This window comes from Streptacidiphilus sp. PAMC 29251, from assembly GCF_054208735.2.
The window spans coordinates 2,794,926-2,817,712 of sequence record NZ_CM135725.2 but is presented as its reverse complement, the minus strand read 5'-3'; the positions used below and the strand labels follow the sequence as shown (position 1 = coordinate 2,817,712).

At 73.0% G+C, this 22,787-nt stretch carries 17 protein-coding genes, 4 pseudogenes and 1 riboswitch; of the genes and pseudogenes, 12 read left to right on the top strand and 9 right to left on the bottom strand.

Going from position 1 to position 22,787, the window contains the following annotated elements; genetic code table 11:
- Nucleotides 1-63: 63 nt before the first annotated feature.
- The 3 genes from ACXKR8_RS13145 to ACXKR8_RS13135 all read left to right on the top strand — a co-directional run bounded on the left by ACXKR8_RS13145 (nt 64) and on the right by ACXKR8_RS13135 (nt 3,044).
- Nucleotides 64-1,089: a 6-phosphofructokinase gene (locus tag ACXKR8_RS13145; protein ID WP_458273086.1), complete on the top strand. Its 1,026-nt coding sequence runs from the start codon at nt 64-66 to the stop codon at nt 1,087-1,089.
- A 92-nt stretch (nt 1,090-1,181) separates the two neighbouring features.
- The gene (locus ACXKR8_RS13140) at nt 1,182-2,567 is read left to right on the top strand and encodes a ferredoxin reductase family protein (protein ID WP_458273085.1); all 1,386 of its coding nucleotides are present in this window, start codon (nt 1,182-1,184) and stop codon (nt 2,565-2,567) included.
- Between the two features lie 15 nt (nt 2,568-2,582).
- Nucleotides 2,583-3,044 carry an FMN-binding protein gene (locus ACXKR8_RS13135; protein ID WP_458273084.1) on the top strand — a complete coding sequence of 154 codons (462 nt, stop codon included), beginning with the start codon at nt 2,583-2,585 and terminating at the stop codon, nt 3,042-3,044.
- Nucleotides 3,045-3,086: 42 nt separating this feature from the next.
- On the opposite strand, the gene ACXKR8_RS13130 is transcribed toward ACXKR8_RS13135, so the two are convergent.
- Together ACXKR8_RS13130 and ACXKR8_RS13125 are read right to left on the bottom strand one after the other, a co-directional pair.
- Nucleotides 3,087-6,257, bottom strand: a complete 3,171-nt coding sequence (locus ACXKR8_RS13130; RefSeq protein WP_458273083.1) for a S41 family peptidase — start codon at nt 6,255-6,257, stop codon at nt 3,087-3,089.
- A 10-nt stretch (nt 6,258-6,267) separates the two neighbouring features.
- Nucleotides 6,268-8,225 (bottom strand): annotated as a pseudogene (locus tag ACXKR8_RS13125) (anthranilate synthase family protein).
- 357 nt (nt 8,226-8,582) lie between these two features.
- On the opposite strand from ACXKR8_RS13125, the pseudogene ACXKR8_RS13120 reads away from it, so the two are divergent.
- Both ACXKR8_RS13120 and ACXKR8_RS13115 read left to right on the top strand, forming a co-directional pair.
- Nucleotides 8,583-9,945, top strand: a pseudogene (locus ACXKR8_RS13120) (class II 3-deoxy-7-phosphoheptulonate synthase).
- Nucleotides 9,946-10,086: 141 nt separating this feature from the next.
- Entirely contained in the window at nt 10,087-10,323 is a 237-nt protein-coding gene (locus tag ACXKR8_RS13115; protein WP_458273080.1) for a (2Fe-2S)-binding protein, read from the top strand.
- On the opposite strand, the gene bfr is transcribed toward ACXKR8_RS13115, so the two are convergent.
- Nucleotides 10,320-10,799 carry a bacterioferritin gene (gene bfr, locus ACXKR8_RS13110; RefSeq protein WP_458273079.1) on the bottom strand — a complete coding sequence of 160 codons (480 nt, stop codon included), beginning with the start codon at nt 10,797-10,799 and terminating at the stop codon, nt 10,320-10,322. The two genes, ACXKR8_RS13115 and bfr, sit on opposite strands and share 4 nt — an antisense overlap.
- 159 nt (nt 10,800-10,958) lie before the next feature.
- Between bfr and ACXKR8_RS13105 the strand changes: the two are divergent.
- Nucleotides 10,959-11,610 (top strand): annotated as a pseudogene (locus tag ACXKR8_RS13105) (sulfite oxidase-like oxidoreductase).
- Between the two features lie 14 nt (nt 11,611-11,624).
- Nucleotides 11,625-12,170: a GNAT family N-acetyltransferase gene (locus tag ACXKR8_RS13100; RefSeq protein ID WP_458273077.1), complete on the top strand. Its 546-nt coding sequence runs from the start codon at nt 11,625-11,627 to the stop codon at nt 12,168-12,170.
- 6 nt (nt 12,171-12,176) lie between these two features.
- Here the strand turns inward: ACXKR8_RS13100 and ACXKR8_RS13095 are convergent, their stop codons facing one another.
- The 5 genes from ACXKR8_RS13095 to thiO all read right to left on the bottom strand — a co-directional run bounded on the left by ACXKR8_RS13095 (nt 12,177) and on the right by thiO (nt 17,249).
- Nucleotides 12,177-12,881 (bottom strand): nitroreductase family protein, encoded by a 705-nt coding sequence (locus tag ACXKR8_RS13095; RefSeq protein WP_458273076.1) that lies wholly within the window; start codon nt 12,879-12,881, stop codon nt 12,177-12,179.
- Nucleotides 12,882-12,917: 36 nt separating this feature from the next.
- Nucleotides 12,918-14,879, bottom strand: a complete 1,962-nt coding sequence (gene pknB, locus ACXKR8_RS13090) for a Stk1 family PASTA domain-containing Ser/Thr kinase (protein ID WP_462100488.1) — start codon at nt 14,877-14,879, stop codon at nt 12,918-12,920.
- 112 nt (nt 14,880-14,991) lie between these two features.
- Nucleotides 14,992-15,786, bottom strand: coding sequence for a thiazole synthase (locus ACXKR8_RS13085; RefSeq protein WP_458273074.1), 795 nt, complete (start codon nt 15,784-15,786; stop codon nt 14,992-14,994).
- A 9-nt stretch (nt 15,787-15,795) separates the two neighbouring features.
- Complete coding sequence (gene thiS, locus ACXKR8_RS13080) at nt 15,796-16,017, bottom strand: sulfur carrier protein ThiS (protein ID WP_458273073.1); 222 nt, start codon at nt 16,015-16,017, stop codon at nt 15,796-15,798.
- Nucleotides 16,014-17,249, bottom strand: coding sequence for a glycine oxidase ThiO (gene thiO, locus ACXKR8_RS13075; RefSeq protein WP_458273072.1), 1,236 nt, complete (start codon nt 17,247-17,249; stop codon nt 16,014-16,016). The genes thiS and thiO overlap by 4 nt, the downstream gene beginning before the upstream one ends.
- 9 nt (nt 17,250-17,258) lie before the next feature.
- Nucleotides 17,259-17,344, bottom strand: a riboswitch (TPP riboswitch).
- Between the two features lie 48 nt (nt 17,345-17,392).
- Between thiO and ACXKR8_RS13070 the strand changes: the two are divergent.
- The 3 genes and pseudogenes from ACXKR8_RS13070 (at nt 17,393) to thiE (ending at nt 19,705) form a co-directional block, all read left to right on the top strand.
- A pseudogene (locus ACXKR8_RS13070) lies at nt 17,393-18,626 on the top strand (NAD(P)/FAD-dependent oxidoreductase).
- Between the two features lie 39 nt (nt 18,627-18,665).
- Entirely contained in the window at nt 18,666-19,031 is a 366-nt protein-coding gene (locus ACXKR8_RS13065) for an Rv2175c family DNA-binding protein (protein WP_458273070.1), read from the top strand.
- A complete protein-coding gene (gene thiE / locus ACXKR8_RS13060; RefSeq protein WP_458273069.1) occupies nt 19,028-19,705 on the top strand; it encodes a thiamine phosphate synthase in 678 nt (225 codons plus the stop codon). The genes ACXKR8_RS13065 and thiE overlap by 4 nt, the downstream gene beginning before the upstream one ends.
- A 15-nt stretch (nt 19,706-19,720) precedes the next feature.
- On the opposite strand, the gene ACXKR8_RS13055 is transcribed toward thiE, so the two are convergent.
- Nucleotides 19,721-20,842, bottom strand: a complete 1,122-nt coding sequence (locus ACXKR8_RS13055) for a polyprenyl synthetase family protein (protein WP_458273068.1) — start codon at nt 20,840-20,842, stop codon at nt 19,721-19,723.
- 163 nt (nt 20,843-21,005) lie between these two features.
- Between ACXKR8_RS13055 and metF the strand changes: the two genes are divergently transcribed.
- Nucleotides 21,006-21,926: a methylenetetrahydrofolate reductase [NAD(P)H] gene (gene metF / locus ACXKR8_RS13050; RefSeq protein ID WP_458273067.1), complete on the top strand. Its 921-nt coding sequence runs from the start codon at nt 21,006-21,008 to the stop codon at nt 21,924-21,926.
- 79 nt (nt 21,927-22,005) lie between these two features.
- Nucleotides 22,006-22,782 carry a hypothetical protein gene (locus ACXKR8_RS13045; RefSeq protein WP_458273066.1) on the top strand — a complete coding sequence of 259 codons (777 nt, stop codon included), beginning with the start codon at nt 22,006-22,008 and terminating at the stop codon, nt 22,780-22,782.
- Nucleotides 22,783-22,787: the final 5 nt, after the last annotated feature.

Below are 22,787 nucleotides of genomic sequence, written 5' to 3'. Positions count from 1 at the left end.
AATCATCCGTCCCGCCCTTACCGTGAAGTGACGCCTCGTCACACTCATGGGAGGGGACGGATCATGCGGATAGGAGTGCTCACCGGCGGGGGCGACTGCCCCGGGCTCAACGCCGTCATCAGGGGGATCGTCCGCAAGGGAACGCAGCTCTACGACTACGACTTCCTCGGCTTCCGGGACGGCTGGCGCGGCCCCCTGGAAGCCGCGACCACCCCCCTCGGCATCCCCGAGGTGCGCGGCATCCTGCCGTTGGGCGGCACCATCCTCGGCTCCTCGCGGACCAATCCGCTCAAGGTGGTCGACGGCATCCGGCGGGTCAAGGAGAACCTCGACAAGTACGAGGTGGACGCGCTGATCGCGATCGGCGGCGAGGACACCCTCGGCGTCGCGGCCACCCTGCACGAGAACGGGGTCAACGTCGTCGGCGTCCCCAAGACCATCGACAACGACCTCAACGCCACCGACTACACCTTCGGCTTCGACACCGCCGTCAACATCGCCACCGAGGCCATCGACCGGCTGCACACCACCGCCGAATCCCACAAGCGGGTGCTGGTGATCGAGGTGATGGGCCGGCACGCCGGGTGGATCGCGCTGCACTCCGGCATCGCCGGCGGCGCCAATGTCATCCTCATCCCCGAGCAGCGCTTCGACATGGACCGGGTCTGCGCCTGGGTCGAGCAGCGCTTCCGGATCAACTACGCCCCGATCGTGGTCGTCGCCGAGGGAGCGATGCCGCTGGAGGGCCAGATGATGGTCAAGGACGACTCCCGCGACGCCTTCGGCCATGTCCGGCTGGCCGGGATCGGCGAGTGGCTCGCCCATGAGATCGAGGCCCGTACCGGCAAGGAGGCCCGCACCACCGTCCTCGGCCACATCCAGCGCGGCGGCACCCCCAGTGCCTTCGACCGCTGGCTCGCCACCCGCTTCGGCCTGCACGCGGTCGACGCGGTCCACGACCAGGACTTCGGCACCATGGTCGCGCTGCGCGGCACCGACATCATCCGGGTCCCGCTGGCCGAGGCAACGGTCCGGATCAAAACCGTCGATCCCGAGCTCTACGCCGAGTTCGACGTCTTCTTCGGCTGAGACCGCAGGCCCGGGGCAACTGCGAGCCCATTCTTACTGTTCACACAGAAAACGCTGGCAGAGTCGGTTCTCAGTACTCCTGGGAGGCGAGCATGACCAGCACTGTCCAGGCGGCCGCGCGTACCGGCGCGGCCGCGCCCCCGCCGGCGCGCGGACCACAGGCGGAGACCGTGGCCCGCGCGCTGCTCGGCGTGATCGCGGCCGGTGCGGGCGCGGTGCTGTGGCTGTGGTGGGACAACACCGCCTCGATCGTCGGCGTGGCCCAGTGGATCACCAACGGCGGCCGGCTGTTCGGCCTGCTGGCCGGGTACGCCGCGCCGGTGCTGGTGCTGCTGATGTCCCGAATACCGCTGCTGGACCGCACCCTCGGCAGCGACCGGCTGGCCCGCTGGCACGCGACCGGCGGACGCTACATGGTCGGCCTGGTGATCACCCATGTGCTGCTGATCGTCTGGGGCTACTCGCTGACCGACAGGATCGGCCTGGTGCACCAGACCTCGGAGCTGGTGTTCCACTACCCGGACCTGCTCAAGGGCACCATCGGCACCCTGCTGCTGTTCGCGGTGGGGGCGGTCTCGGCCCGGGCCGCGCGCCGCCGGCTGCGCTACGAGACCTGGTACCACCTGCATCTGCTCACCTATGTGGCGATCTTCCTCACCTTCTTCCACCAGCTCAGCAATGGCGCCGAATTCGTCCGCGATCCGGCCGCCCGGGCGCTCTGGTACGGGCTCTACCTCGGCACCGCCGCGCTGATCCTCTGGTTCCGCTTCCTGGTCCCGGTGCGCGACATGTACCGGCACCAGCTGCGGGTCGCCGAGGTCCGGCCCGAGGGGCCCGGCGTGGTGTCGGTCTTCGTCACCGGCGACTACCTGGACGAGCTGGCCGCCCGGACCCGCTCCGGGCAGTTCTTCCGCTGGCGCTTCCTGAGCCCCGGGCTGAGGTGGGCGGCCAACCCCTACTCGCTGTCGGCCCCGCCCGGCCTGGGCTACCTGCGGATCACGGTCAAGGAGCTGGGCGGCCACAGCGGCGCGCTGGCCCGGCTCCGCCCGGGCACCCGGGTCCTCGCCGAAGGCCCGTACGGCGCGTTCACCGCCGACCGGCGGACCTCCGGCAAGGTGCTGCTGCTCGCCGCGGGCGTCGGGATCACCCCGATCCGGGCCCTGTTCGAGACCATCCCGGCCGCACCCGGCGGCCTCACCCTGGTCTACCGTGCGTCCAGGACCGAGGACCTGGTGTTCGGTCCCGAGCTGGAGCGGATCGCGGCGAACCGCGGCGCCCGGCTGCGGTTCCTGCTCGGCCCGCGCGCGGAGGTGGGCGAGCCGCTGCAGGCCCGGTCGCTGCTGGCGCTGCTGCCGGACCTGCGCGAGCACGACGTCTACCTGTGCGGCCCCGAGGGCATGGTCCGCACCGCCCGCGAGGCCCTGGACACGGCGGGCGTCCCGTCCCGCCGGATCCACCACGAATCCTTCGAGCTGTAGAGGAAGCACTGAACGATGCGCCGAATCGCCGTCACCGCCGCGGGCACCGCCCTGGGCGTGGTGCTGCTGCTGGCGGCCAAGCCGCACCACACCGTCACCGTCGCCGCGCCCGGCACGTCCTCGGGTGGCTCCTCGGGTGCTTCCTCCGGCGGCTCATCGAGCGGCTCATCGGGGCAGGCGGCCGGCAGCGGGCCCGCGACCGGGGTGCACAGCGTCACCGGGTCCACGGTGCAGACCCAGTGGGGCCCGGTCCAGCTCAAGGTCACCTTCAATGGGACCAGGATCACCAAAGTGGACGTGCTGCAGCAGCCCAACGGCACGCCCCGGGACGAGGACATCAACTCCCAGGCGCTGCCCATCCTCACCCAGGAGACCTTGACGGCGCAGAGCGCCAAGATCGACGCCGTCTCCGGGGCGACCTACACCAGCCAGGGCTACATCGGCTCGCTGCAGAGCGCGCTGGACGCCGCCAAGTAGCTCCGCGGAGCAGCGGCGGCGTCCAGCGGCTGGGCCCAAGTGCTACGGCAGCGCCGGGAGCTCCGGCGGGGTGGCCGCCGGGTGCTGCTCCAGAGCGGCCAGGGCGATCCGGACCGCCTCGTCCAGCTGCGGGTCGCGGCCCGCGGCCCAGTCCTGCGGGGCGCAGACCACCTCGACGTCGGGGTCGACGCCGTGGTTCTCCAGGCCCCAGCCGTAGCCCTCGAACCAGGTGCGGAACCGGGGCTGGGTCACCCCGGTCCCGTCCACCAGCTTGTAGTGGCCGTCGACGCCGACCACCCCGCCCCACGTGCGGACGCCGACCACCGGGCCCAGGCCGACGGCCTGGAAGGCGGCGTTGATGTTGTCCCCGTCCGATCCTGAGTACTCGTCGGCGACCGCGACCAGCGGACCGCGCGGCGCGTCCTCGGGGTAGCGGGGGGCGGGCGTGCGGTCCCGCACCGCCTGCCACTTCAGGATCCGCCGGTTGAGCTTCTCCAGCACCAGCTGCGAGGTGTGGCCGCCGCGGTTCTCCCTGGTGTCCACGACCAGGCCGTCCAGCGACGTCTCGGTGTGCAGGTCCCGGTGCAGCTGGGCCCAGCCGGGGCTCATCATGTCGGGCAGGTGCAGATAGCCGAGCCGCCCGCCGGACAGCGCGCGGACGTGGGCCCGGCGGCCCGCCACCCAGTCCTGGTAGCGCAGCGGCTGCTCGTCCGCGAGCGGCACCACGACCACGGCGAACTCGCCGTCGGCGGCGCCGAGCGTCAGCTCCACCGGTTTGCCCGCCGTGCCGACCAGCAGCGGGGCGGGCCCGGTGACCGGGTCCACCGGGCGGCCGTTCACCGCGAGCACCGCGTCCCCCGCTCGGACCCCGAGGCCTGGTGCGGCCAGCGGGGAGCGGGCCTTGGGGTCGGAGGACTCGCCGGGCAGGATCCGGCTGATCAGCCAGCGTCCTTCCTCGTCGCGGGCCAGGTCCGCGCCCAGCAGGCCCTGGCGCCGGGCGGCGCCGACCCGGCGGGCGGCCGGCTTCACATAGGCGTGCGAGGTGCCCAGCTCGCCCTGCAGCTCCCAGAGCAGGTCGACCAGGTCGTCATGGCTGCCGAGGCGGTCGATCAGCGGGCGGTAGCGGCGCTGCACCGCCGCCCAGTCGACGCCGCCCAGGTCCACCCGCCAGAAGTTGTCCCGCATCAGCCGGCCGGCCTCGTCGAACATCTGCCGCCACTCGGCCGGCGGGTCGACGGTGACCCTGATCCGGTCCAGATCGACCGTGACCTCGTCGTCCCGGTCGTCCTTGGCCGGCTTGCGGTCGGCCGGGACGATCCGCAGGGCCTCGCCGTCGACCAGGGCCAGTCGGGTGCCGTCGCCGGAGGCGGTGAACCGGTCCAGCGCGTCCACCAGCACCTCGATCCGGCGGGTCGCCAGGCTGAAGTACTCCAGCGCGGGCCGCTTCGCCTTGGTGTCCGGGGTGGCCCTGGCGTTCCCGAGCACCCCGGCCAGCGGGCGGTTCAGCCAGACGAAGCCGTCCTTGACCGGCGCCAGCGACTCATAGCGGCCGGCCTCGACCGGGAACGGGACGATCCGCCCGGCCAGCCCGTCCAGGTCGATCCGGACGGCGGACCCGGCCCCGGCGGCGTCCTCCGCGGCGGCGGGCTTCTTCCGGCCGAGGCTCCGGCCCTGCGGGCGCGGCTCGAACGGGGAGAGCGCGTCGTCGGCCAGCAGCGCCAGATAGGGGCGGCAGGCGAGCGGGAAGGAGAGGTCGAAGACGTGCTCGTCGTAGACCGGGTCGAACTCGCGGATCGACAGGAAGGCCAGATAGCCGCCGTCGGCGGAGAAGGCCGGGCTGTGGTCGAGGAAGCGCAGCGGGGTGACCTCGGTGACCCGGCCGTCCGCCAGCCGGGCCAGCCGGATCTGCCGCAGCCGCTCCGAGACGTCGGCGCCGTGGGACCAGGCCAGCCAGGCCGAGTCCGGCGAGAAGGCGAGGCCGGTGGCATGCATGGCTCCGCTGCGGTCCAGCTCCCGCACCGCGCCGTCCTGGACCAGCAGCACCGCGCCGTCGCGGTTGGCCACGGCCAGCACGCTGCCGTCCGGTGCGGCGGCCAGCTGCTCGACCCGGCCCAGCTCGCCCGCGCCGACCCGGCGGCCGTCGGAGAACTCCAGCGCGTCCTCGCCCTCGGCGTCGGTGACCCAGACCGACCCGCCGTCGGGGAGCGGCTGCGGCAGCCGGTTGCGCACCCCCGGCGTGTCCGCCAGCACCCGGGCCGGGCCGTCCAGGTGGGCGATCTGGTGGATGGTGCCGCGGACCTCCAGCAGGCTGCCGCGGCCCTCGGCGTCGGGGGACACCGCGCCGAGGTGCTTGGCGGCGGCGACCGGTCCGGGCCGGCGGCCGGTGCGCGGACCGCCGAGCCTGATCTCCAGGCGGCGGGGTTCGGCGTCCGCCAGGTCGTCGACCAGGTAGAGCTCGCCGGCGCTGTGGAAGACCACCCGGGCGCCGTCGGTGGTGGCGTTGCGGGCGTAGAACTCCTGGTCGCTGTGTCGGCGCAGGTCGGAGCCGTCCGGCAGGCTGGAGTAGAGTCGGCCGACCCCCTCGTGGTCGCTGACGAAGGCGATCCTGTCTCCGATCCACATCGGGGAGTCGATGTTGCCGTCGATCTCGGTGTGCACCCGCTCGAAGGCCCCCTCGACGCCGACCCACAGCTTGCCGGCCCGGCCGCCGCGGTAGCGCTTCCAGTGCGCGGCCTCGCGCGGTCCGGAGGTGCCGAGCAGCACCCGCGGCCCGCCGGGTTCCAGCGCCACCCCGCCGACCCGGCCGTACGGCAGCTGCCGGGCCGGGCCGCCGTCCAGCGGGACCGCGTACGCCCAGGGGTGGGCCCGGGACATCCGGCCGACCGTGCTCAGCGCCAGCGGTTCGCCCTGCGGGGTCCAGCCGAGCAGGGTGGTGCTGTCACTGCCCCAGTAGGTCAGCCGCCGGGCGGGCCCGCCGCCGACCGGCGCGACCTGGATCTCGGGGGCGCCGTCCAGGGTGGAGGCCCAGGCGATCAGCGAGCCGTCCGGGGAGAACCGGGGCCGGGTCACCGGCACCTGATCGGCCGTCACCCGCCAGGCCCTGGCGCTCGGGCCGCCGGTGGTCGGCGCGAGCCAGACGTCGTCCTCGGCCACAAAGGTGACCAGGTCCTGGTGGAGGTGCGGGAACCGGAGATAACCGTCAGCATGAGTCACCCGGGGAACCCTAGCTGCCACCCCTGACCGTGGGAACGGCGGTCGACAGGTGTACGACCAGATCGGCGACGATGCCCACGCCGTCCATGGTCAGCACCGACTCGGGGTGGAACTGCACCCCGGCGAACCCCGGTCCGCGCAGGGCGAAGACGTCGCCGGTCGCCGGGTCGCGGCTGACCTCGATCCCGCGCGCGGCCAGCCGGGCCGCGTCCGCGTCGTCGCAGACGGCGGTGAAGGTGTTGTAGAAGCCGACCATCTGCGGGGTGCCGAAGAGGTCGATCCGCTCCTGCGCCCCTGGTACGGCGTGGCCTTGCGCCGCAGCGGCAGGCCCAGCGCCGCACCCAGCAGCTGGTGGCTCAGGCAGACCGCGAGCAGCCCGCCGGGACGCCCGACCGCCATCAGCTCGCCGATCACGCCCTGCATCCGCCGCATCTTCGGGTCGGTGAGGTCGGCCGGGTCGCCCGGTCCCGGGCCGAGCACCAGCGGTCCGGTGTGCCCGGCCACCGCCTCGGCCAGCCCGGGCAGGTCGTAGCGGCGGACGGTGACCCGGTGGCCGAGCGAGCGCAGCAGATGCGCCAGCATCGAGGTGAAGGTGTCCTCGCAGTCGATGACCAGCACGTGCTGCGGGTCGGCGGGTACGGGTGCCGCTGCCTGCATGCGCAGCCAGAACGGCGCGAGGTTGGTCCGTCGCGCGTCCAGCGCGGCCTGCACCCGGTGGTGGTCGGCGAACCGGGGCCGGGCGTCCGTCCGCGTCACGGTCCGCACGTCGGCACGTCCGACGGTACGGGTGTCGCCGCCGCTCGGCGGCAGCGCGCCGATCGCGGTGAGCACCCCGGCTGCCTTGGCGTGGGTCTCGGCGACCTCGGCGTGCGGCTCGGAGTGCCGGACCAGGGTCGCGCCGACCCGCACCGCGAGGCGGCCGGTGGCCGGGTCGATGTCGGCGGTGCGGATCAGGATCGGCGAGTCCAGGGTCTGCGCCCCGCCGGAGGTACGGCCGATCAGGGCCAGCGCGCCGGCGTAGTAGCCGCGTCCGGAGGTCTCGTAGCGGGAGATCACCCGGGCCGCGTTCTGCAGCGGGCTGCCGGTGACGGTCGCCGCGAACATGGTCTCCCTGAGCACCTCGCGGACGTCCAGCGAGGTGCGTCCGCGCAGCTCGTACTCGGTGTGGGCGAGGTGGGCCATCTCCTTCAGCCGGGGGCCGAGCACCTGGCCGCCGAGGTCGCCGACGGCGCACATCATCTTCAGCTCCTCGTCCACGACCATGGTGAGCTCCTCCAGCTCCTTGGGGTCGTGCAGGAACGCCAGCAGCGAGTCCAGCGAGGGCCCGGTGGGGGGATAGCGGTAGGTACCGGAGATCGGGTTCATCACCACCGTCCCTGCGGTCTGCCGGACATGGACCTCGGGGCTGGCCCCCACCAGCACCCGGTCGCCGGTGCTGACCAGGAAGGTCCAGTAGGCCCCGCGCTCCTGCTCCACCAGCCGCCGGAACAGGGTCAGCGCCAGCGCGGGGGAGTAGTCGCGCAGGGTGCCGGTGAAGTCGCGGCGGATCACGAAGTTGGCGCCCTCGCCGCGGCCGATCTCGTTCTGGAGCACTGCTCTCACGATCTCCGCGTACTGCTCGTCGTCGAGGTCGAAGCCGCCGCCGTCCAGCGCCACCGGCAGCCGCGGCAGCGCGGACGCCAGCTCGGCCAGCGGCAGCGCGTGGGACTCGCGCACCCGCAGGGCCTGCAGCGGGGTGCCGTCGTCGATGGCCTCGAACCCGCGTTCGCGCAGCTGCCGGTACGGGACCAGGGCCAGCAGGTCGTGCACCGGGCGTCCCGGCGCGCCCTCGGGCAGCGGCAGCTCGGCCAGCGTGCGGTAGTCGCCGACCTCGCCGAACAGCAGCTCGACGGTGTCCAGTGGGAGTCGCGGGGCGCGGCGGTGCAGCAGGGCGAAGGGCTCGCGCCCTGCGGCGAGGCGGGCGACCAGCTCGGCGGTGGTGGGGACGGCGGTGGTGGCGGCGGTAACGCTCGGAGCAGTGGTGTCGGTCACAGCGGTGGACCTTCCAGGAGCGGAGGAGGGCTCAGGACGGTCGCTGCGCGGACAACGCAGAACGGCCGCCCCGAGGGGCGGCCGTTGAGTCTGCGGGTGAACGCGCGAATCAGTGGGCCGCCTCGGGGACGGTCCACCACCAGGAGTAGGTGCGCGCGTTGTTCACGAGCCGAACCCTAGCGGATCCGCGCACGGCACGGCAGTAGGCTCCGCCGATCCGGGTCCCGGACGGCCGTGTCTCAGTCGGCGGGCGGGCGCGTCATTTCGTTTGCGTTACCCCGTAGCCTTGGGAGCGTGACCGTGAACGTTGAATCCCACCAGGACAAGAACAGCCAGGAACGCTCCTGGCAGTCCCTCCCCGCGGCGCAGCAGCCCGAGTGGCCGGACGCCGAGGCTCTGCGCAAGTCCCTTGCCGACCTCGCGTCCTATCCTCCGCTCGTCTTCGCCGGCGAGTGCGACCAGCTGCGCACCCGCCTCGCTGCCGTGGCCAGGGGTGAGGCGTTCCTGCTCCAGGGCGGGGACTGCGCCGAGGCGTTCGACGGCGTGTCCGCGGACCAGATCCGCAACAAGCTGAAGACGCTGCTGCAGATGGCGGTCGTGCTGACGTACGCCGCGTCGGTCCCGGTCGTGAAGATCGGCCGGATCGCCGGGCAGTACTCCAAGCCGCGGTCCAAGCCGACCGAGACCCGGGACGGGGTGACCCTGCCGGTGTACCGGGGCGACTCGGTGAACGGCTTCGCCTTCACCCCCGAGTCCCGCCGGCCGGACCCGGAGCGGCTGAAGCGGATGTACAACGCCTCCGCCTCGACCCTCAACCTGGTCCGCGCCTTCACCACCGGTGGTTTACGCCGACCTGCGCCAGGTGCACGCCTGGAACCAGGACTTCGTCCGCAACTCGCCCTCCGGGCAGCGCTACGAGCGCCTCGCCAAGGAGATCGACAGCGCGCTGTCCTTCATGAACGCCTGCGGGATCGACCCGGAGGAGTTCCGCACGGTCGAGTTCTTCGCCTCGCACGAGGCGCTGGTGCTGGACTACGAGACGGCGCTGACCCGCACCGACTCCCGGACCGGCAAGCTCTACGACGTGTCCGGACACATGGTCTGGATCGGCGAGCGGACCCGGCAGCTGGACGGCGCGCACATCGAGTTCGCCTCGCAGATCAGCAACCCGATCGGGGTCAAGCTCGGCCCGACCACCACCGTGGACGAGGCGCTGACGCTGATCGACCGGCTCGACCCGGAGCGCGAGCCCGGACGGCTCACCTTCATCACCCGGATGGGCGCGGGCAAGGTCCGCGACAAGCTTCCGGAGCTGGTCGAGAAGGTCACCGCGAGCGGCGCCCAGGTGGTCTGGATCAGCGACCCGATGCACGGCAACACCTACGAGGCCGAGACCGGCCACAAGACCCGCCGCTTCGACGACGTCCTGGACGAGGTCAAGGGCTTCTTCGAGGTGCACCGGGCACTCGGCACCCACCCGGGCGGCATCCATGTGGAGCTGACCGGCGACGATGTGACCGAGTGCGTCGGCGGCGGCGACGAGGTCTTCGAGGACGACCTGCACCAGCGCTACGAGACCGCCTGCGACCCGCGGCTCAACCGCAGCCAGTCGCTGGACCTGGCGTTCCTGGTGGCCGAGATGTACCGCGGGCAGTAGCCCGGTCGCCCTTCGGCGCCCAGCAGTGTGACGAAGACCCCCTCGGATCCGCGAAAACGGATCCCGGGGGGTCTTTTGGTGCCCCGCTCGGATGGGTAAGGTTAGCCTTAGCTGAACTACCAACCGACGGGAGCGACCGCGATGTACGTGTGCATGTGCCATGCGGTCACCGAGCAGCATGTGCGCGACGAGATCGCGGCCGGGGCCACCACGCCCCGCCAGGTCGCCAACGGCTGCAAGGCAGGCACCGACTGCGGCTCCTGCGTCCGCCGGATCCAGGCCCTGCTCGGGCACGAGGGCGCCCGCCCCTGCCCCACCGCCCGCCTCGCCGCCCGGCTCGGCCTGCCCGAGCCCGACGCCGAGGCGCAGGCCGCCTAGCTGCTGGGCTGCTCGATCAGGGACTGGATGTACAGCGGCTCGCCGATCTTCTCCAGCAGCTCCAGCTGGGTGTCCAGGTAGTCGATGTGGTGCTCCTCGTCGGCGAGGATGCTCTCGAAGATGTTCGCCGAGGTGACGTCGCCCTTGGCCCGCATCACCACGATCCCGCGCCGCAGCCGGTCGATCGCCTCGACCTCCACCTGCCGGTCGGCCTGGAACATCTCGCCGACGGTCTGGCCGATCCGGATGTGGAACAGCCGCTGGTAGTTCGGCAGCCCGTCCAGGAAGAGGATCCGGTCGGTCAGGGTCTCCGCGTGCCGCATCTCGTCGATGGACTCGGAGCGGGTGTACTTCGCGAGCTTGGTCCAGCCGAAGTTCTCCTGCATCTTGTAGTGCAGGAAGTACTGGTTGATCGCGGTCAGCTCGGCGGTCAGCTGCTCGTTCAGGAACTCGAGGACCTCGGGGTCGCCCTGCATGGGGTCTCGCCCTTTCTGTGGCAATCGGGAGTGGTTTGGGTATCGTTCCACCGCGCGAGTGCCGATACCAGTTAGGTCACACTCGCCTGAGGGGGGCGATTCAGCCAGCCACCGGGCCCCTGGGCGTCCGGTTCCGGCTCGGTCTGTCACCATGGAGGCATGGGTCAGTCCGAGAACGAGCAGGCCAGGGCCCAGGAGTCCCTCATTCGCCCCGTGCCGGGCGGGCTTCCGCCGGGGCAGCGGCTGCAACGCGGGTGGCCGGTTCTGCACTATGGCCCGATCCCCCGATTCAAACCGTTGAGCTGGGAGTTTCCAGGTCTTCGGGGCCACCGCCTCGGGTGACAAGCACAGCTGGGACCACCAGGGCTTCATGACCCTGCCGATGACCACCGTCACCGCCGACCTGCACTGCGTGACCCGGTTCAGCATGCTCGGCAGCCGCTGGGGCGGGGTGTCCACGGCGACCGTGCTGGAGCTGGCGCCGCCCGCGCCCGAGGTCACCCATGTGATGGTCTGGGCCGAGTACGGCTTCAGCTCGAACCTCCGGATGGAGGACTTCGCCGACGCCTCCTCGCTGTTCGCCACCCACCGCAACGACGACCCGCTCACCGTGGAGCACGGCTTCCCGGTGCGGATGGTGGTGCCCCACCTCTACGCCTGGAAGGGCCCCAAGTGGGTCCGCGGCATCGAGTACATGACCGCCGACCGCCGCGGCTTCTGGGAGGAGCGCGGCTACCACAACATCGGCGACCCCTGGTCCGAGCAGCGCTACTCCTACCAGGAAAAGCCGGGCGAGGGCCCCGAGCTCTGAGGCAGAATCACGCCATGGAGCACCCACCGGAGACACTGACGTACGACCGGGTCGTGCTGCGGCGCTGGCTGCTGGAGGAAGTGGATCTGCTCGACCGGATCATCGGGGAGTCCCTGGACCACCTGCGGCCGTGGATGCCCTGGGCCGCCGTGCACACCCGGCAGACCACGCTGGAGCACCTGCGGCGGTCCCAGCAGGACTGGGACTCCGGCACGGCCTACACCTACGCGATCACCACCGACGGGCAGCCGGTCGGGGCGTGCAGCCTGATGCGCCGGATCGGGCCCGGCGGGATGGAGATCGGCTACTGGATCCACCCGGCCCGGTCCGGCCGGGGGCTGGTCACCATGGCCGCCGCCGCGCTGGTCGCGGCGGCGTTCCAACTGCCCGGGGTGACCCGTGTGGAGGTCCACCACGACGAGGCCAACAAGGCCAGCGGCGCGGTGCCGCAGCGGCTCGGCTTCACCGTGGTGTCGCGGAAGCCGGACCCGGAACGCAACGCGGCGCCGGCCGAGTCCGGGGTGAGCGTGGTGCAGCGGCTGCTCAAAGCAGAGGAGTGACCGGGCTCACCAGTGGTTGCGGTGCAGCACCTCGGCCAGCGGGCGGCGGCGGACCGGGCCGAAGGCCTCCAGCGGCCAGCCGATCGGGATCACCGCGAAGGTGTGCACGTCCGAGGGGATGCCCAGGGTGGCCTTCCACTCCCGTTCCAGCATCATGTGCCAGATCGTCAGATTCGCCCCCAGGCCGAGGTGCCGCGCCGCCAGCAACAGGTTCTGCACGCCCGGGTAGACGCTGGACGCCTCCGCCAGCAGGCTGATCCGGCCGCCGCGGGTGGCCAGCCGGCCGAGGCCGGCCGTGCCCAGGGTGGAGACCATGCTGCGCAGCCCGTCCAGGTCGGCGTTGACCTTGGGGGACCGGTAGCAGGGGATGACCAGCGCCGGGGTGTCCGCGAAGTGGTCCTTCTGGTGCTCCATCGCGGCGCACATCCGCTCGTACGCGGCGTCGTCCATCGCCGAGGGGGTGCTCCGGCCGACCGAGGCCATGTAGGCGTCCACGCAGCGGGCCCACAGCGGCGCCAGGGTCGTCATCACCGTTCTGTCGGTGACCAGGACGTACTGGTAGTCCTGGGCGTTGGACGCGCTCGGCCCGTACACGGCGGCCTGGACGAGACGTTCCAGCAGCTCGTCCGGCACCGGCTCGGCGCTGAGCCGGCGCATGGCCCGCATGGTCGCCATGGTGTCGAAGAGGTCGGCTGCGACAGGTGAGGTCATGCGCCAGGAGTTTACGGAGCGTCTTCTGCCGCTCTGTCAGCGGGTGCCCCGGTTTGGCCGAGCGGGTGGCCCCGGTCCGGTCAGAACAGGGTGATGGTGACCGTACTGCCCTTGGCGGCCTGCTGGTTTCCCGTTGGGGCTCTCGATGCTCACGGTCGGGTTGCCGAAGGGATTGAGCTTGACCACCTGGACCTTGAAGCCCGCGCCGGTCAGCTGCTTCCTGGCGTCCTTCTCGGTCAGCCCGGTCACGTCCGGCACGTCCACCATCTGCTTGCCCTTGGACACGGTCAGCGTCACCGTCGTGCCCGGGGTCGCCGAACCGCCGTCCGGGCTCATCGCGGCCACCTCGCCGGGGTCCGCGTCGTTCGAGTACACCTGGTCCGGGCTGACCACGACCTTGAAGTGGGCGTCGGTCAGGTCCGCGGTGGCGTCGTCGACCGACTCGCCGACCACGTTCGGCAGGTCCACCGGAGCCGGTCCTGAGCTGATGACCAGGTCGATCGGGGTGTTCGGCTGCTGCTTGCTGCCCGCGGCCGGGCTGCTGCGGATCACGTCGCCCTTGGCGACGCTGTCGCTGCCCTCCTTGGACAACTGCCCCACGGCCAGGCCGGCGTCCTTGACCGCCTGCTCGGCGTCCGACTGCGACAGCCCGGCCAGGCTCGGGACGGCGGGCCGGTTGGGGCCCTTGGACACGTCCAGGGTCACCGTGGAGTCCTTGCGGATCCTGGTCCCCACCGCCGGGTCGCTGCTGATCACCAGGTCCTTGGCCACGGTGCTGCTGAAGTCCTGCTGGACCCTGACCGTCAGGCCGTCGTCCTGCAGCGTCTTCACCGCGGTGTCCCGGCTCTGGCCGAGCACGCTCGGCAGCTGCATGTAGAGGCCGTTCCAGGCCCAGCCCGCGCCGCCGACGATCAGGGCGACCGCGAGCAGCACCGACACCGGCAGCACCCAGCCGCGGCGCCGCCGCTGCCGCTGCGGACGGCGGTTCGCCCGCGGCTGCCGCGGGCCCGGGTCCACCGGCTGGGCGTGCCGGGGCATCACCAGGTCCGGCGGCAGCTGCTGCATGATGCTGGTGTGCTCCACCGGGGGCGGCGTGCCGGGGTACGGCGGGAGCGGGGCGGGGAGGCCGGGGTCGGCGTCCAGCTGGGCCGGGGTCAGCTCGCGCCGGACGTGCTGCAGCACGGCCAGCAGCTCGGCCGCGTCGGCCGGTCGGCGGGCGGCGTCCCGCGCCGCGGCGGCGGTCACTATCGCGTCCAACTGCCCGGCCAGGCCCGGGACCAGCGTCGAAGGCGCCGGCACGTCCGTGCTGAGGTGCTGGTAGATGACCTGCATCGGGCTCTCGCCGGTGTACGGCTTGCGGCCGGTCAGCATCTCGAACATCAGGATGCCGCAGGCGTAGACATCGGTGCGCGGGTCGGTCGCGCCCTGCTCGATCTGCTCCGGGGCGAGGTAGGAGACCGTGCCCATCACCTGCCCGGTGGTGACCGAGCTCTCCCCGCTGACCGCCCGGACCAGCCCGAAGTCGGTGACCTTGACCCGGCCGTCCTCGGTCAGCAGCACGTTCTCCGGCTTCACGTCCCGGTGCACCAGACCGGCCCGGTGGGCCGCGCCGAGACCGGCCAGGATCGGCTCCAGGATGTCCAGCACCGTACGCGGCGTCAGCGCGCCCCGGTCCCGCATCAGGTCGCGCAGGGTCCAGCCGGGCACGTACTCCATCGCCAGGAACACCGCGTCGCCGTCGGCGCCCTGGTCGTAGACGTTGACCACGTTGGGGTGCGCCAGTCGGGCCACCGCCTTGGCCTCGCGGATGAAGCGGGCGGTGAACTCGGGATCGCCGGCCAGCCCGGGGTGCATCACCTTCAGCGCGACCACCCGGTCCAGCCGGGTGTCGAGGCCCCGGTAGACGGTGGCCATGCCGCCGACGGCGATGCGCTGCTCGACCCGGTAGCGGGCGTCGAGCATCCGCCCGAGGAGTGGGTCGTGCAGCGTGGTGTCCATCCCACGGAGTTTACGGGCCTTTGTGGCGGCTCCGGGCGTACCGACAGCGCAGTTGTTGCCGTACCGCTACGAACCGGGCCGCGCGGCCGGCGTCCTGCTCTCCGGCCCCGGCCTAGAACGCCGGGGCCTCCGGGTCGAACTCGGCCCGGCCCGCCATCGGCGAGGACGCCTCGGCGTGGAAGCGGCGCGGGATGCGGCCGGCCCGGAAGGCCAGCCGGCCGGCCTCGACGGCGTGCCGCATCGCCTCCGCCATCAGCGCCGGCTCCCGGGCCCGGGTGACGGCGGTGGCCAGCATCACCGCGGCGCAGCCCAGCTCCATCGCCAGCGCCGCGTCCGAGGCGGTGCCGGCGCCCGCGTCCAGGATCACCGGGACGCCGGCCCGCTCCACGATCAGCTGGAAGTTGTGCGGGTTGCGGATGCCCATCCCGGAGCCGATCGGGGAGCCCAGCGGCATCACCGCCGCGCAGCCCACGTCCTCCAGCTTCCGGGCCAGCACCGGGTCGTCGTTGGTGTAGGGGAGGACGGTGAAGCCGTCGTCGACCAGGGTCTCGGCGGCGTCCAGCAGTTCGATCGGGTCGGGCAGCAGGGTGCGCTCGTCGGCGACCACTTCGAGCTTGATCCAGGTGGTGCCCAGCGCCTCGCGGGCCAGCCGGGCGGTGAGCACGGCCTCGCCCGCGGTGAAGCAGCCGGCGGTGTTGGGCAGCACCTGGATGTCGTTGCGCCGCAGCACCTCCAGGACGGAGCCGCGGGCGGAGGGGTTGATCCGGCGCATGGCGACGGTGGTCAGCTCGGTCCCGGACAGCTGCAGCGCCTGCTCCAGCACCTCCAGGCTGGGCGCGCCGCCGGTGCCCATGATCAGTCGGGAGCTGAAGCTGCGGTCGGCGATGGTGAGGGTGTCGTCGGACATGACGCGTGCTCAGCCTCCCTGGACGGCGGTGAGGATCTCGACCCGGTCGTCGGCGGCGAGCGGGGTGGCCGGCCAGGCGCCGCGCGGCACCACCGACTCGTTGACGGCGGCGGCCACGCCCGAGGGCGCGGCGCTGAGCTCGGCGACGACCTCGGCGAGGGTGGTGCCGGGGGCGATGTCGCGGGGGGCGCCGTTGACACGGATGGACAGGGTGGTCATCGGGGTGGTCATCGGGAGGCCTCCGGGACGGCAGGAACGGGGTTGCGGCCGGCCGTGGTGAACCGGGCCGGGGTGAACGCGGCGGCTTCGGGCGGGAGTTGACCGGTGGTCAGATAGTCGGCGATGGCGTCGGCGGTGACCGGGGTGAGCAGCACCCCGTTGCGGTGGTGCCCGGTCGCGGCGACCAGCCCGGGCAGCGCGGTCGGGCCGAGCAGCGGCGCGTTGTCGGGGGTGCCGGGCCGCAGCCCGGAACCGGTCTCGACCAGCGGCAGCTCGGTGATCCCGGGCATCAGCTCGTGCGCGTCCCGGAGCAGCTCGTACACCCCGCCGGCGGTGACGGTGGTGTCGTAGCCCTGCTCCTCCATGGTCGCGCCGACGACCAGCTCGCCGTCCTCGCGCGGGACCAGGTAGAGGTGCGTGCCGCGGACCACCGCGCGCAGATTGCGGGACAGGAAGGGTCCGCCGGGCAGCGGGGCGCCCGCGGTGGTGGTCATCCGCAGCCGCAGGATCTGGCCCTTGACCGGCCGCACCGGCAGCTGCGCCGCGGCCGGGAGGCCGGGGATCGCGCCGGACCAGCTGCCGGCCGCGAGCACGGTCTGCCCGGCGCCGAGCGCGGTGCCGTCCTCGGCCAGCGCGCCGGTGACCCGGTCCGCCGCCGGGGTCAGCTCGATCCGGGCGGCCCGGGAGCGGTGGATCCGCACGCCGGCCCCGAGGCAGGCCGCCAGCAGCGCCGCGCCCAGCCGCCGTCCGTCCACCTGGTGGTCCCCGGCCACCAGCAGGCCGCCGCGCACGGACGGGGCCAGCATCGGCTCCAGCCGACGGCACTCGCGGCCGGTCAGCCACTCCGCCGTCAGGCCCAGCCGCTGCTGGAAGGCATGCACCTCGCGCAGCTCGGCCCGGTCGTCGGCGTCCAGCGCCACGGCCAGCGTTCCGCAGGCGCGGTAGCCGGTGGACAGCCCGGTCAGCGCCTCCAGCTCGGCGGCGAAGGCGGCGTAGCGCCGGTTGGAGGCGATGCCGAGCCGCAGCAGCTCCTCCTCGCCGTACTGCAGCTCGGTCACCGGGGCGAGCATCCCGGCGGCGACCTGGTTGGCGCCCCGGCCCGGGTCCGGGTCGAGGACGGTGACGGTGAGGCCGCGCTGGGCGGCGCGCCAGGCGGTGGCGAGACCGATCACGCCGCCGCCGACGACCAGCACATCGCTGGCCCGTTCGGTTTGATGGGAGTCGGTTCCATGGGCACGTGGCACTGCGGCGCGCTCCCTTCGCCGGCATGACCCGGATCAGGTTCGGACGGTCGGAGGCCGAGTGCCTCCCTCTCAGCCCGGTACGCCGGGCTCCCGCGGGTTGTCCGGTCCACTCTAGTCGGGGTCCGCGCCCGTACAGTGACGGGATGCAGATCGTGGTGGTGGGGGCCGGGATGGCCGGAGTGCAGACGGCGATGGCCCTGCGCGGGCACGGGTACCAGGGCGGGCTGGCCCTGGTCGGCGCGGAGGCGCACCTCCCGTACGACCGGCCGCCGCTGTCCAAGGACGTCCTGCTCGGAAAAGCCGAGAACTCCCGGCTCGAAGTGGACTACGGCGGCCTCGGCATCGACCTGCTGCTCGACCGGACCGCCACCGGCCTTGACCTGGACCGCCGCCGGCTGCTGACCGACGCCGGCGAGCTGGCGTACGACCGGCTGGTGCTGGCCACCGGGGCCCGGGCGATCGCCCTGCCGGGGCAGCCCGCCGCTGCCCATCTGCTGCGCACCCACGACGACGCGGTCGCGCTCAGGGCCGCGCTGCGCCCGGGCGCGCGGCTGGTGGTGGTCGGCGCCGGCTGGATCGGCGCCGAGGCCGCGACCGCGGCCAGGACCCTCGACTGCGAGGTCACCGTGGTCGAGGCGGCCCCGGAACCGCTGGCCGGAGCACTGCCCGCCGAGGTCGGCGCGCTGATGCGGCGCTGGTACGCCGAGGCTGGGGTGGACCTGCGGACCAGCACCGCCGTCGGCGGGATCGTGGACTCCGAGCAGCGGCTCGAAGGGGTCGGCGGCAGCGCGGTGCTGCTCACCGACGGCACTGAGCTGGACGCCGACGCCGTGGTGGTCGGCATCGGCGCCCGCCCGGACACCGGCTGGCTGGCCGGCTCCGGCATCGACCTGGACGACCGCGGCGCGGTGGCGGCCGACTCCGCGCTGCGCGCCTCCGCGGACGGGGTGTTTCGCGGTCGGCGACTGCGCCTCCTTCCCGTCCGCCCGCTACGGCGCCCGGCTGACCGTGCACCACTGGGACAACGCACTGAAGGGGGCCAGGGTGGCCGCGGCCAACGCCCTGAGCAGCGGCGGCCCCGAGGGCGACCTGGTGTACGACCCGGTGCCCTACTTCTGGTCCGAGCAGTTCGGTCGGATGGTCCAGTACGCGGGCCACCACGGCCCCGGCGACGAGCTGCTCTGGCGCGGCGACCCCGGCGGCGACGGCGGCTGGGGCGTGCTGTGGCTGCGCGGGGACGTCCCGGTGGCGCTGCTCGCCGTGGACCAGCCCCGCGACCTGGCCCAGGGACGGCGGCTGATCGAGCGCGGAACGCCGCTGGACCGGTCCCGCGCGGCCGATCCCGCGGTGCCGCTGAAGGCCGCCGTCCGGGCCTGATGGTGCGCGGGAGCGGTCCGGGATGGCAGGCTTGGGGGTGTGAGCCAGATTGATCCCAAAATTGACGCCCTGATTCCCGCCTGGATGAACGTCCCCGAGATCGCCGAGCAGTGGGGCCTGATCGTGACGAAGGTCCGCCGTCTCGTCGACGACGGCACGATCCTCGCCGTCCGCCGCGGTGAGAACAACGCCCTGATGGTCCCGGCCGCCTTCATCGGCGAGCGCGGCACCGTCAAGGGCATCACCGGCCTGGTGACCCTGCTCCGCGACAGCGGCTTCTCCGACGAGGAGATGCTGGAGTGGCTGTTCACCGACGACCCCTCGCTGCCCGGCACCCCCGCGCAGGCCCTCAACGAGAACCGCGGCACGGAGGTCAAGCGCCGGGCGCAGGCGATGGCCCTGTGAGCGGCTCGGTGGGCGGTGCCGCCGCGCGGGAGGCCCTGGCCGGGGCCCGGCTCTACCTCTGCACCGACGCGCGCCGGGAGCAGGGCGACCTGGCCGAGTTCCTGGACGCGGTGCTGGCCGGCGGGGTGGACATCGTCCAGCTGCGGGACAAGGGCCTGGAGGCCCGGCACGAGCTGGCGGCGCTGGAGGTCTTCGCCGACGCCTGCCGCCGGCACGGCCGGCTGCTCGCGGTGAACGACCGCGCCGACGTAGCCCACGCCGCCGGTTCCGACGTGCTGCACCTGGGCCAGGACGACCTGCCGGTCGCCGCCGCCCGCGCCGTGCTCGGCCCCGACGTGCTGATCGGCCGCTCCTGCCACGCCGAGGCGGAGGTGGACGCGGCGCTGGTGGAACCCGGTGCCGACTACTTCTGCACCGGCCCGGTCTGGCCCACCCCGACCAAGCCGGGTCGGCACGCGCCGGGCCTCGGCCTGGTCGAGTACGCCGCCAAGCAGCAGCCGCAGCTGGCACCGGACCGCCCCTTCTTCGCCATCGGCGGCATCGACCCGGGCAACCTGGACCAGGTCCTGGACGCCGGCGCCCGCCGCATCGTGGTCGTCCGCGCCCTCACCGCAGCAGCCGACCCGCACGCCGCCGCGGTCGACCTGTCCCGCCGCGTCCGCGAACGCGACTGAACCCGGGCAACTGCGCTAGTACCGCCGGGCCGTTGCCGCGTCGGCGAGGCTGCGGAGGACCCGGCGGGCCTTGGGGTCGGCCAGGGGGGCGGCGTCCAGGGCGGTGAGGGCCTCCGTCAGCAGGCGGGTGATCCTGGCCTCGACCCGGTCCGGCGCGCCGCTGCGGGTGATCGCTCCGCGCAGCAGCTCCAGCCGCGGCTGGTCCAGGTCGGGGGCGCCCAGCAGTTCGTCCAGCAGCCGGGCGTCGGCGCTGCCGCAGTGCGCCAGGGCCTCGGCCACCAGCAGGGTCCGCTTGCCCTCGCGCAGGTCGTCCCCGGCCGGCTTGCCGGTCAGGACCGGGTCGCCGTAGACGCCGAGCAGGTCGTCGCGCAGCTGGAACGCCTCGCCCAGCGGCAGCCCGAACGCCGCGTAGGCGCTGGTCAGGGCCGGTTCCGCAGCGGCCAGCAGGCCGCCGATCTGGAGCGGGCGCTCGACCGTGTACTTCGCCGCCTTGAAGTGGATCACCGTCCGGGCCCGCTCGATCGCCCCGTCGGCGGCCGCGGAGGCAGGCTCCAGCAGGTCCAGGTACTGGCCGGCCATCACCTCGGTCCGCATCAGGTCGAACAGCGGTTTGGCCCGGCGGACCGCGGCCAGGTCGAGACCGCAGTCCCAGACCAGCTCGTCGCACCAGACCAGCAGCAGATCCCCGAGCAGCACCGCGCTGGCCGCCCCGTACTGCGCGCCGTCGCCGCGCCAGCCCTGCCGGGCGTGCAGCGACTCGAAGCGCCGGTGCACGGACGGCAGCCCGCGCCGGGTGTCGCTGCGGTCGATCAGGTCGTCGTGCACCAGCGCGGCGGCCTGCAGCAGCTCCAGCGCCGCACAGGCGGTGACCGCGCCCTCGTCGGCGGCCCCGCCGCCGGCCCCGCGCCAGCCCCAGTAGCAGAACGCCGGGCGCAGCCGCTTGCCGCCCCGCACCAGCTCCCGCACCGCCTCGGCGACCGGGGCCAGCTCCGGCGAGATCGCCGCGAGCACCGCGTCCTGGCGGTCCAGGAACCGGGCCAGCGCCGCGTCCACCCGGGAACGCAGCCGTTCCTCGTCGACGGGGCTGCCCGGCCTGCGGGCGACGTCGAGGGGGGACGGGGGGAAGGTGAGGGACACCGGCGGGCTCCGAGCAGTGCAGGGGCAGCCAGCGTAACGCGGGAGGTCCCTGGGACCGGTGCGCAGCCCCCGGCAGAACGCCAGGTCGGCGCGGTGGCGGGGGCGGTACCAGTGGGCGGACGGACATTTCTGAAACCGTGCGCGTCGCGGATAATCTCGCTTTATGGCCTTCGGTACCTCCAGCACCCGCAGCGACGGAGCACTCTCGATCCGCGAACTCCTCGCGCGGGGCAGCCGCTCCTACTCCTTCGAGTTCATGCCGCCGCGCTCGGCGGAGGCCGAGGTCGGGCTGTGGAAGGCGATCCGGCAGCTGGAGGCACTGTCGCCGACCTTCGTCTCGGTGACCTACGGCGCCGGCGGCTCCACCCGCGGCCGTACCGTCAACATCACCGGCCGGATCACCCAGGAGACGACGCTCACCCCGGTCGCCCACCTCACCGCGGTCGACCACAGCGTCGCCGAGCTGCGCAACATCCTGGGCCACTACGCGGACCAGGGCGTCCGCAACGTCCTGGCGCTGCGCGGCGACCCGCCGGGCGACCCGCTGGGCCCCTGGGTGAAGCACCCCGGCGGTGTGGAGTACGCGGCCGACCTGGTGCATCTGATCAAGGACTCCGGCGACTTCTGCGTCGGCGTCGCGGCCTTCCCCGAGATGCACCCGCGCTCGCCGGACTGGGACAGCGACATCCGGCACTTCGTCGACAAGTGCCGGGCCGGCGCCGACTACGCGATCACCCAGATGTTCTTCGACGTGGACGACTACCTGCGGTTCCGCGACCGGGTCGCGGCGGCCGGGTGCGCGACGCCGATCATCCCGGAGATCATGCCGGTCACCACGATCCGCTCGCTGCGCCGCATCCCCGACCTCAGCACCGCCGTCTTCCCGGCCGCGCTGGCGGAGCGGATGCTCGCGGTCGAGGACGACCCCAAGGCGGTCCGGGCGCTCGGGATCGAGCACGCGACCGAGATGTGCCGCCGGCTGATCGCGGAGGATACTCCCGGACTGCACTTCATGACGATGAACTTCTCCACCGTCACCACCGAGATCTACCGGAACCTGGGACTGCACCAGCGCCCGGCCTGAGCCGAGTACCGTGGTTGGGGCCGGTGAACGCCGGCGCAGTTCAGCAGGAGCAGCAGAAGCAGCAGGAAGGTAGGCAATCGTGGGCGTCGTCGGACACGCGGTGCTCTACGTCGCCTTCGCGGTGGTGGCGTTGTGGCTGCTCGGCGAGCTGCTGCTGCAGCACCGGGCCGAACCGCACTGGCGGGCGCTGGCCCTGCTCGGCTTCCTGGTCCTGGTCGGCGGTGTGGTGACCGGCTCGCTGCCGCTGATCGGCGCCGGGGTGGTCGCCTTCGGCATCGGACAGTTCCTGGTCACCCGCTCGGTCAGGACCGGCGGCGGCACGCACTGGTCGCTGCGCGCGGCCGACGGCTCGCTGCCGGGCGCACTGGGCGCGCTGCCGCTGCTCGGCAGCGTCTTCCCGGCGGGCGAGGCCCCGGTCGGAGCCGTCCCGCTGCCCGGCCAGCGGGTCGGCGAGGTCGGCCCGGTGGAACCGCTGGAGGCCGTGCAGCCGGCCTACGGGTACGACCCGGCGCTGGACTACACCGCGGCCGAGTACGTCCAGCCCGAGTACGAGCAGCAGCCCGCCTACACGGCGGAGTACGACTACAGCCAGCAGCAGTACAACGGCTACGACCCGTACCAGCAGCCCCCGCAGCAGCAGCCCGCCTACACGGCGGAGTACGACTACGGCCAGCAGCCCTACTACGGCTACGAGCAGCCACAGCAGCAGCCGCACCAGCCCGTCGGCTACGAGCCCTCCTACGAGGGCTACGACCCGCAGTACCAGCAGCAGGCCTACCCCCCGTACCCGCCCGAACCGCCCGAGCCGCAGCCCGAACCCGACCCCTGGCAGCCCCACCCCCAGCAGTACGGCTGAGCCTG

What these genes read in the sequence shown, in the direction of transcription:
- ACXKR8_RS13085 (WP_458273074.1), bottom strand. Translation starts at nt 15,786, where the DNA reads ATGTCCGACGACACCCTCACCATCGCCGACCGCAGCTTCAGCTCCCGA.
- thiS (WP_458273073.1), bottom strand. Translation starts at nt 16,017, where the DNA reads ATGACCACCCCGATGACCACCCTGTCCATCCGTGTCAACGGCGCCCCC.
- pknB (WP_462100488.1), bottom strand. Translation starts at nt 14,879, where the DNA reads ATGGACACCACGCTGCACGACCCACTCCTCGGGCGGATGCTCGACGCC.
- ACXKR8_RS13135 (WP_458273084.1), top strand. Translation starts at nt 2,583, where the DNA reads ATGCGCCGAATCGCCGTCACCGCCGCGGGCACCGCCCTGGGCGTGGTG.
- ACXKR8_RS13145 (WP_458273086.1), top strand. Translation starts at nt 64, where the DNA reads ATGCGGATAGGAGTGCTCACCGGCGGGGGCGACTGCCCCGGGCTCAAC.
- ACXKR8_RS13100 (WP_458273077.1), top strand. Translation starts at nt 11,625, where the DNA reads ATGGAGCACCCACCGGAGACACTGACGTACGACCGGGTCGTGCTGCGG.
- ACXKR8_RS13140 (WP_458273085.1), top strand. Translation starts at nt 1,182, where the DNA reads ATGACCAGCACTGTCCAGGCGGCCGCGCGTACCGGCGCGGCCGCGCCC.
- bfr (WP_458273079.1), bottom strand. Translation starts at nt 10,799, where the DNA reads ATGCAGGGCGACCCCGAGGTCCTCGAGTTCCTGAACGAGCAGCTGACC.
- metF (WP_458273067.1), top strand. Translation starts at nt 21,006, where the DNA reads ATGGCCTTCGGTACCTCCAGCACCCGCAGCGACGGAGCACTCTCGATC.
- ACXKR8_RS13115 (WP_458273080.1), top strand. Translation starts at nt 10,087, where the DNA reads ATGTACGTGTGCATGTGCCATGCGGTCACCGAGCAGCATGTGCGCGAC.
- ACXKR8_RS13095 (WP_458273076.1), bottom strand. Translation starts at nt 12,881, where the DNA reads ATGACCTCACCTGTCGCAGCCGACCTCTTCGACACCATGGCGACCATG.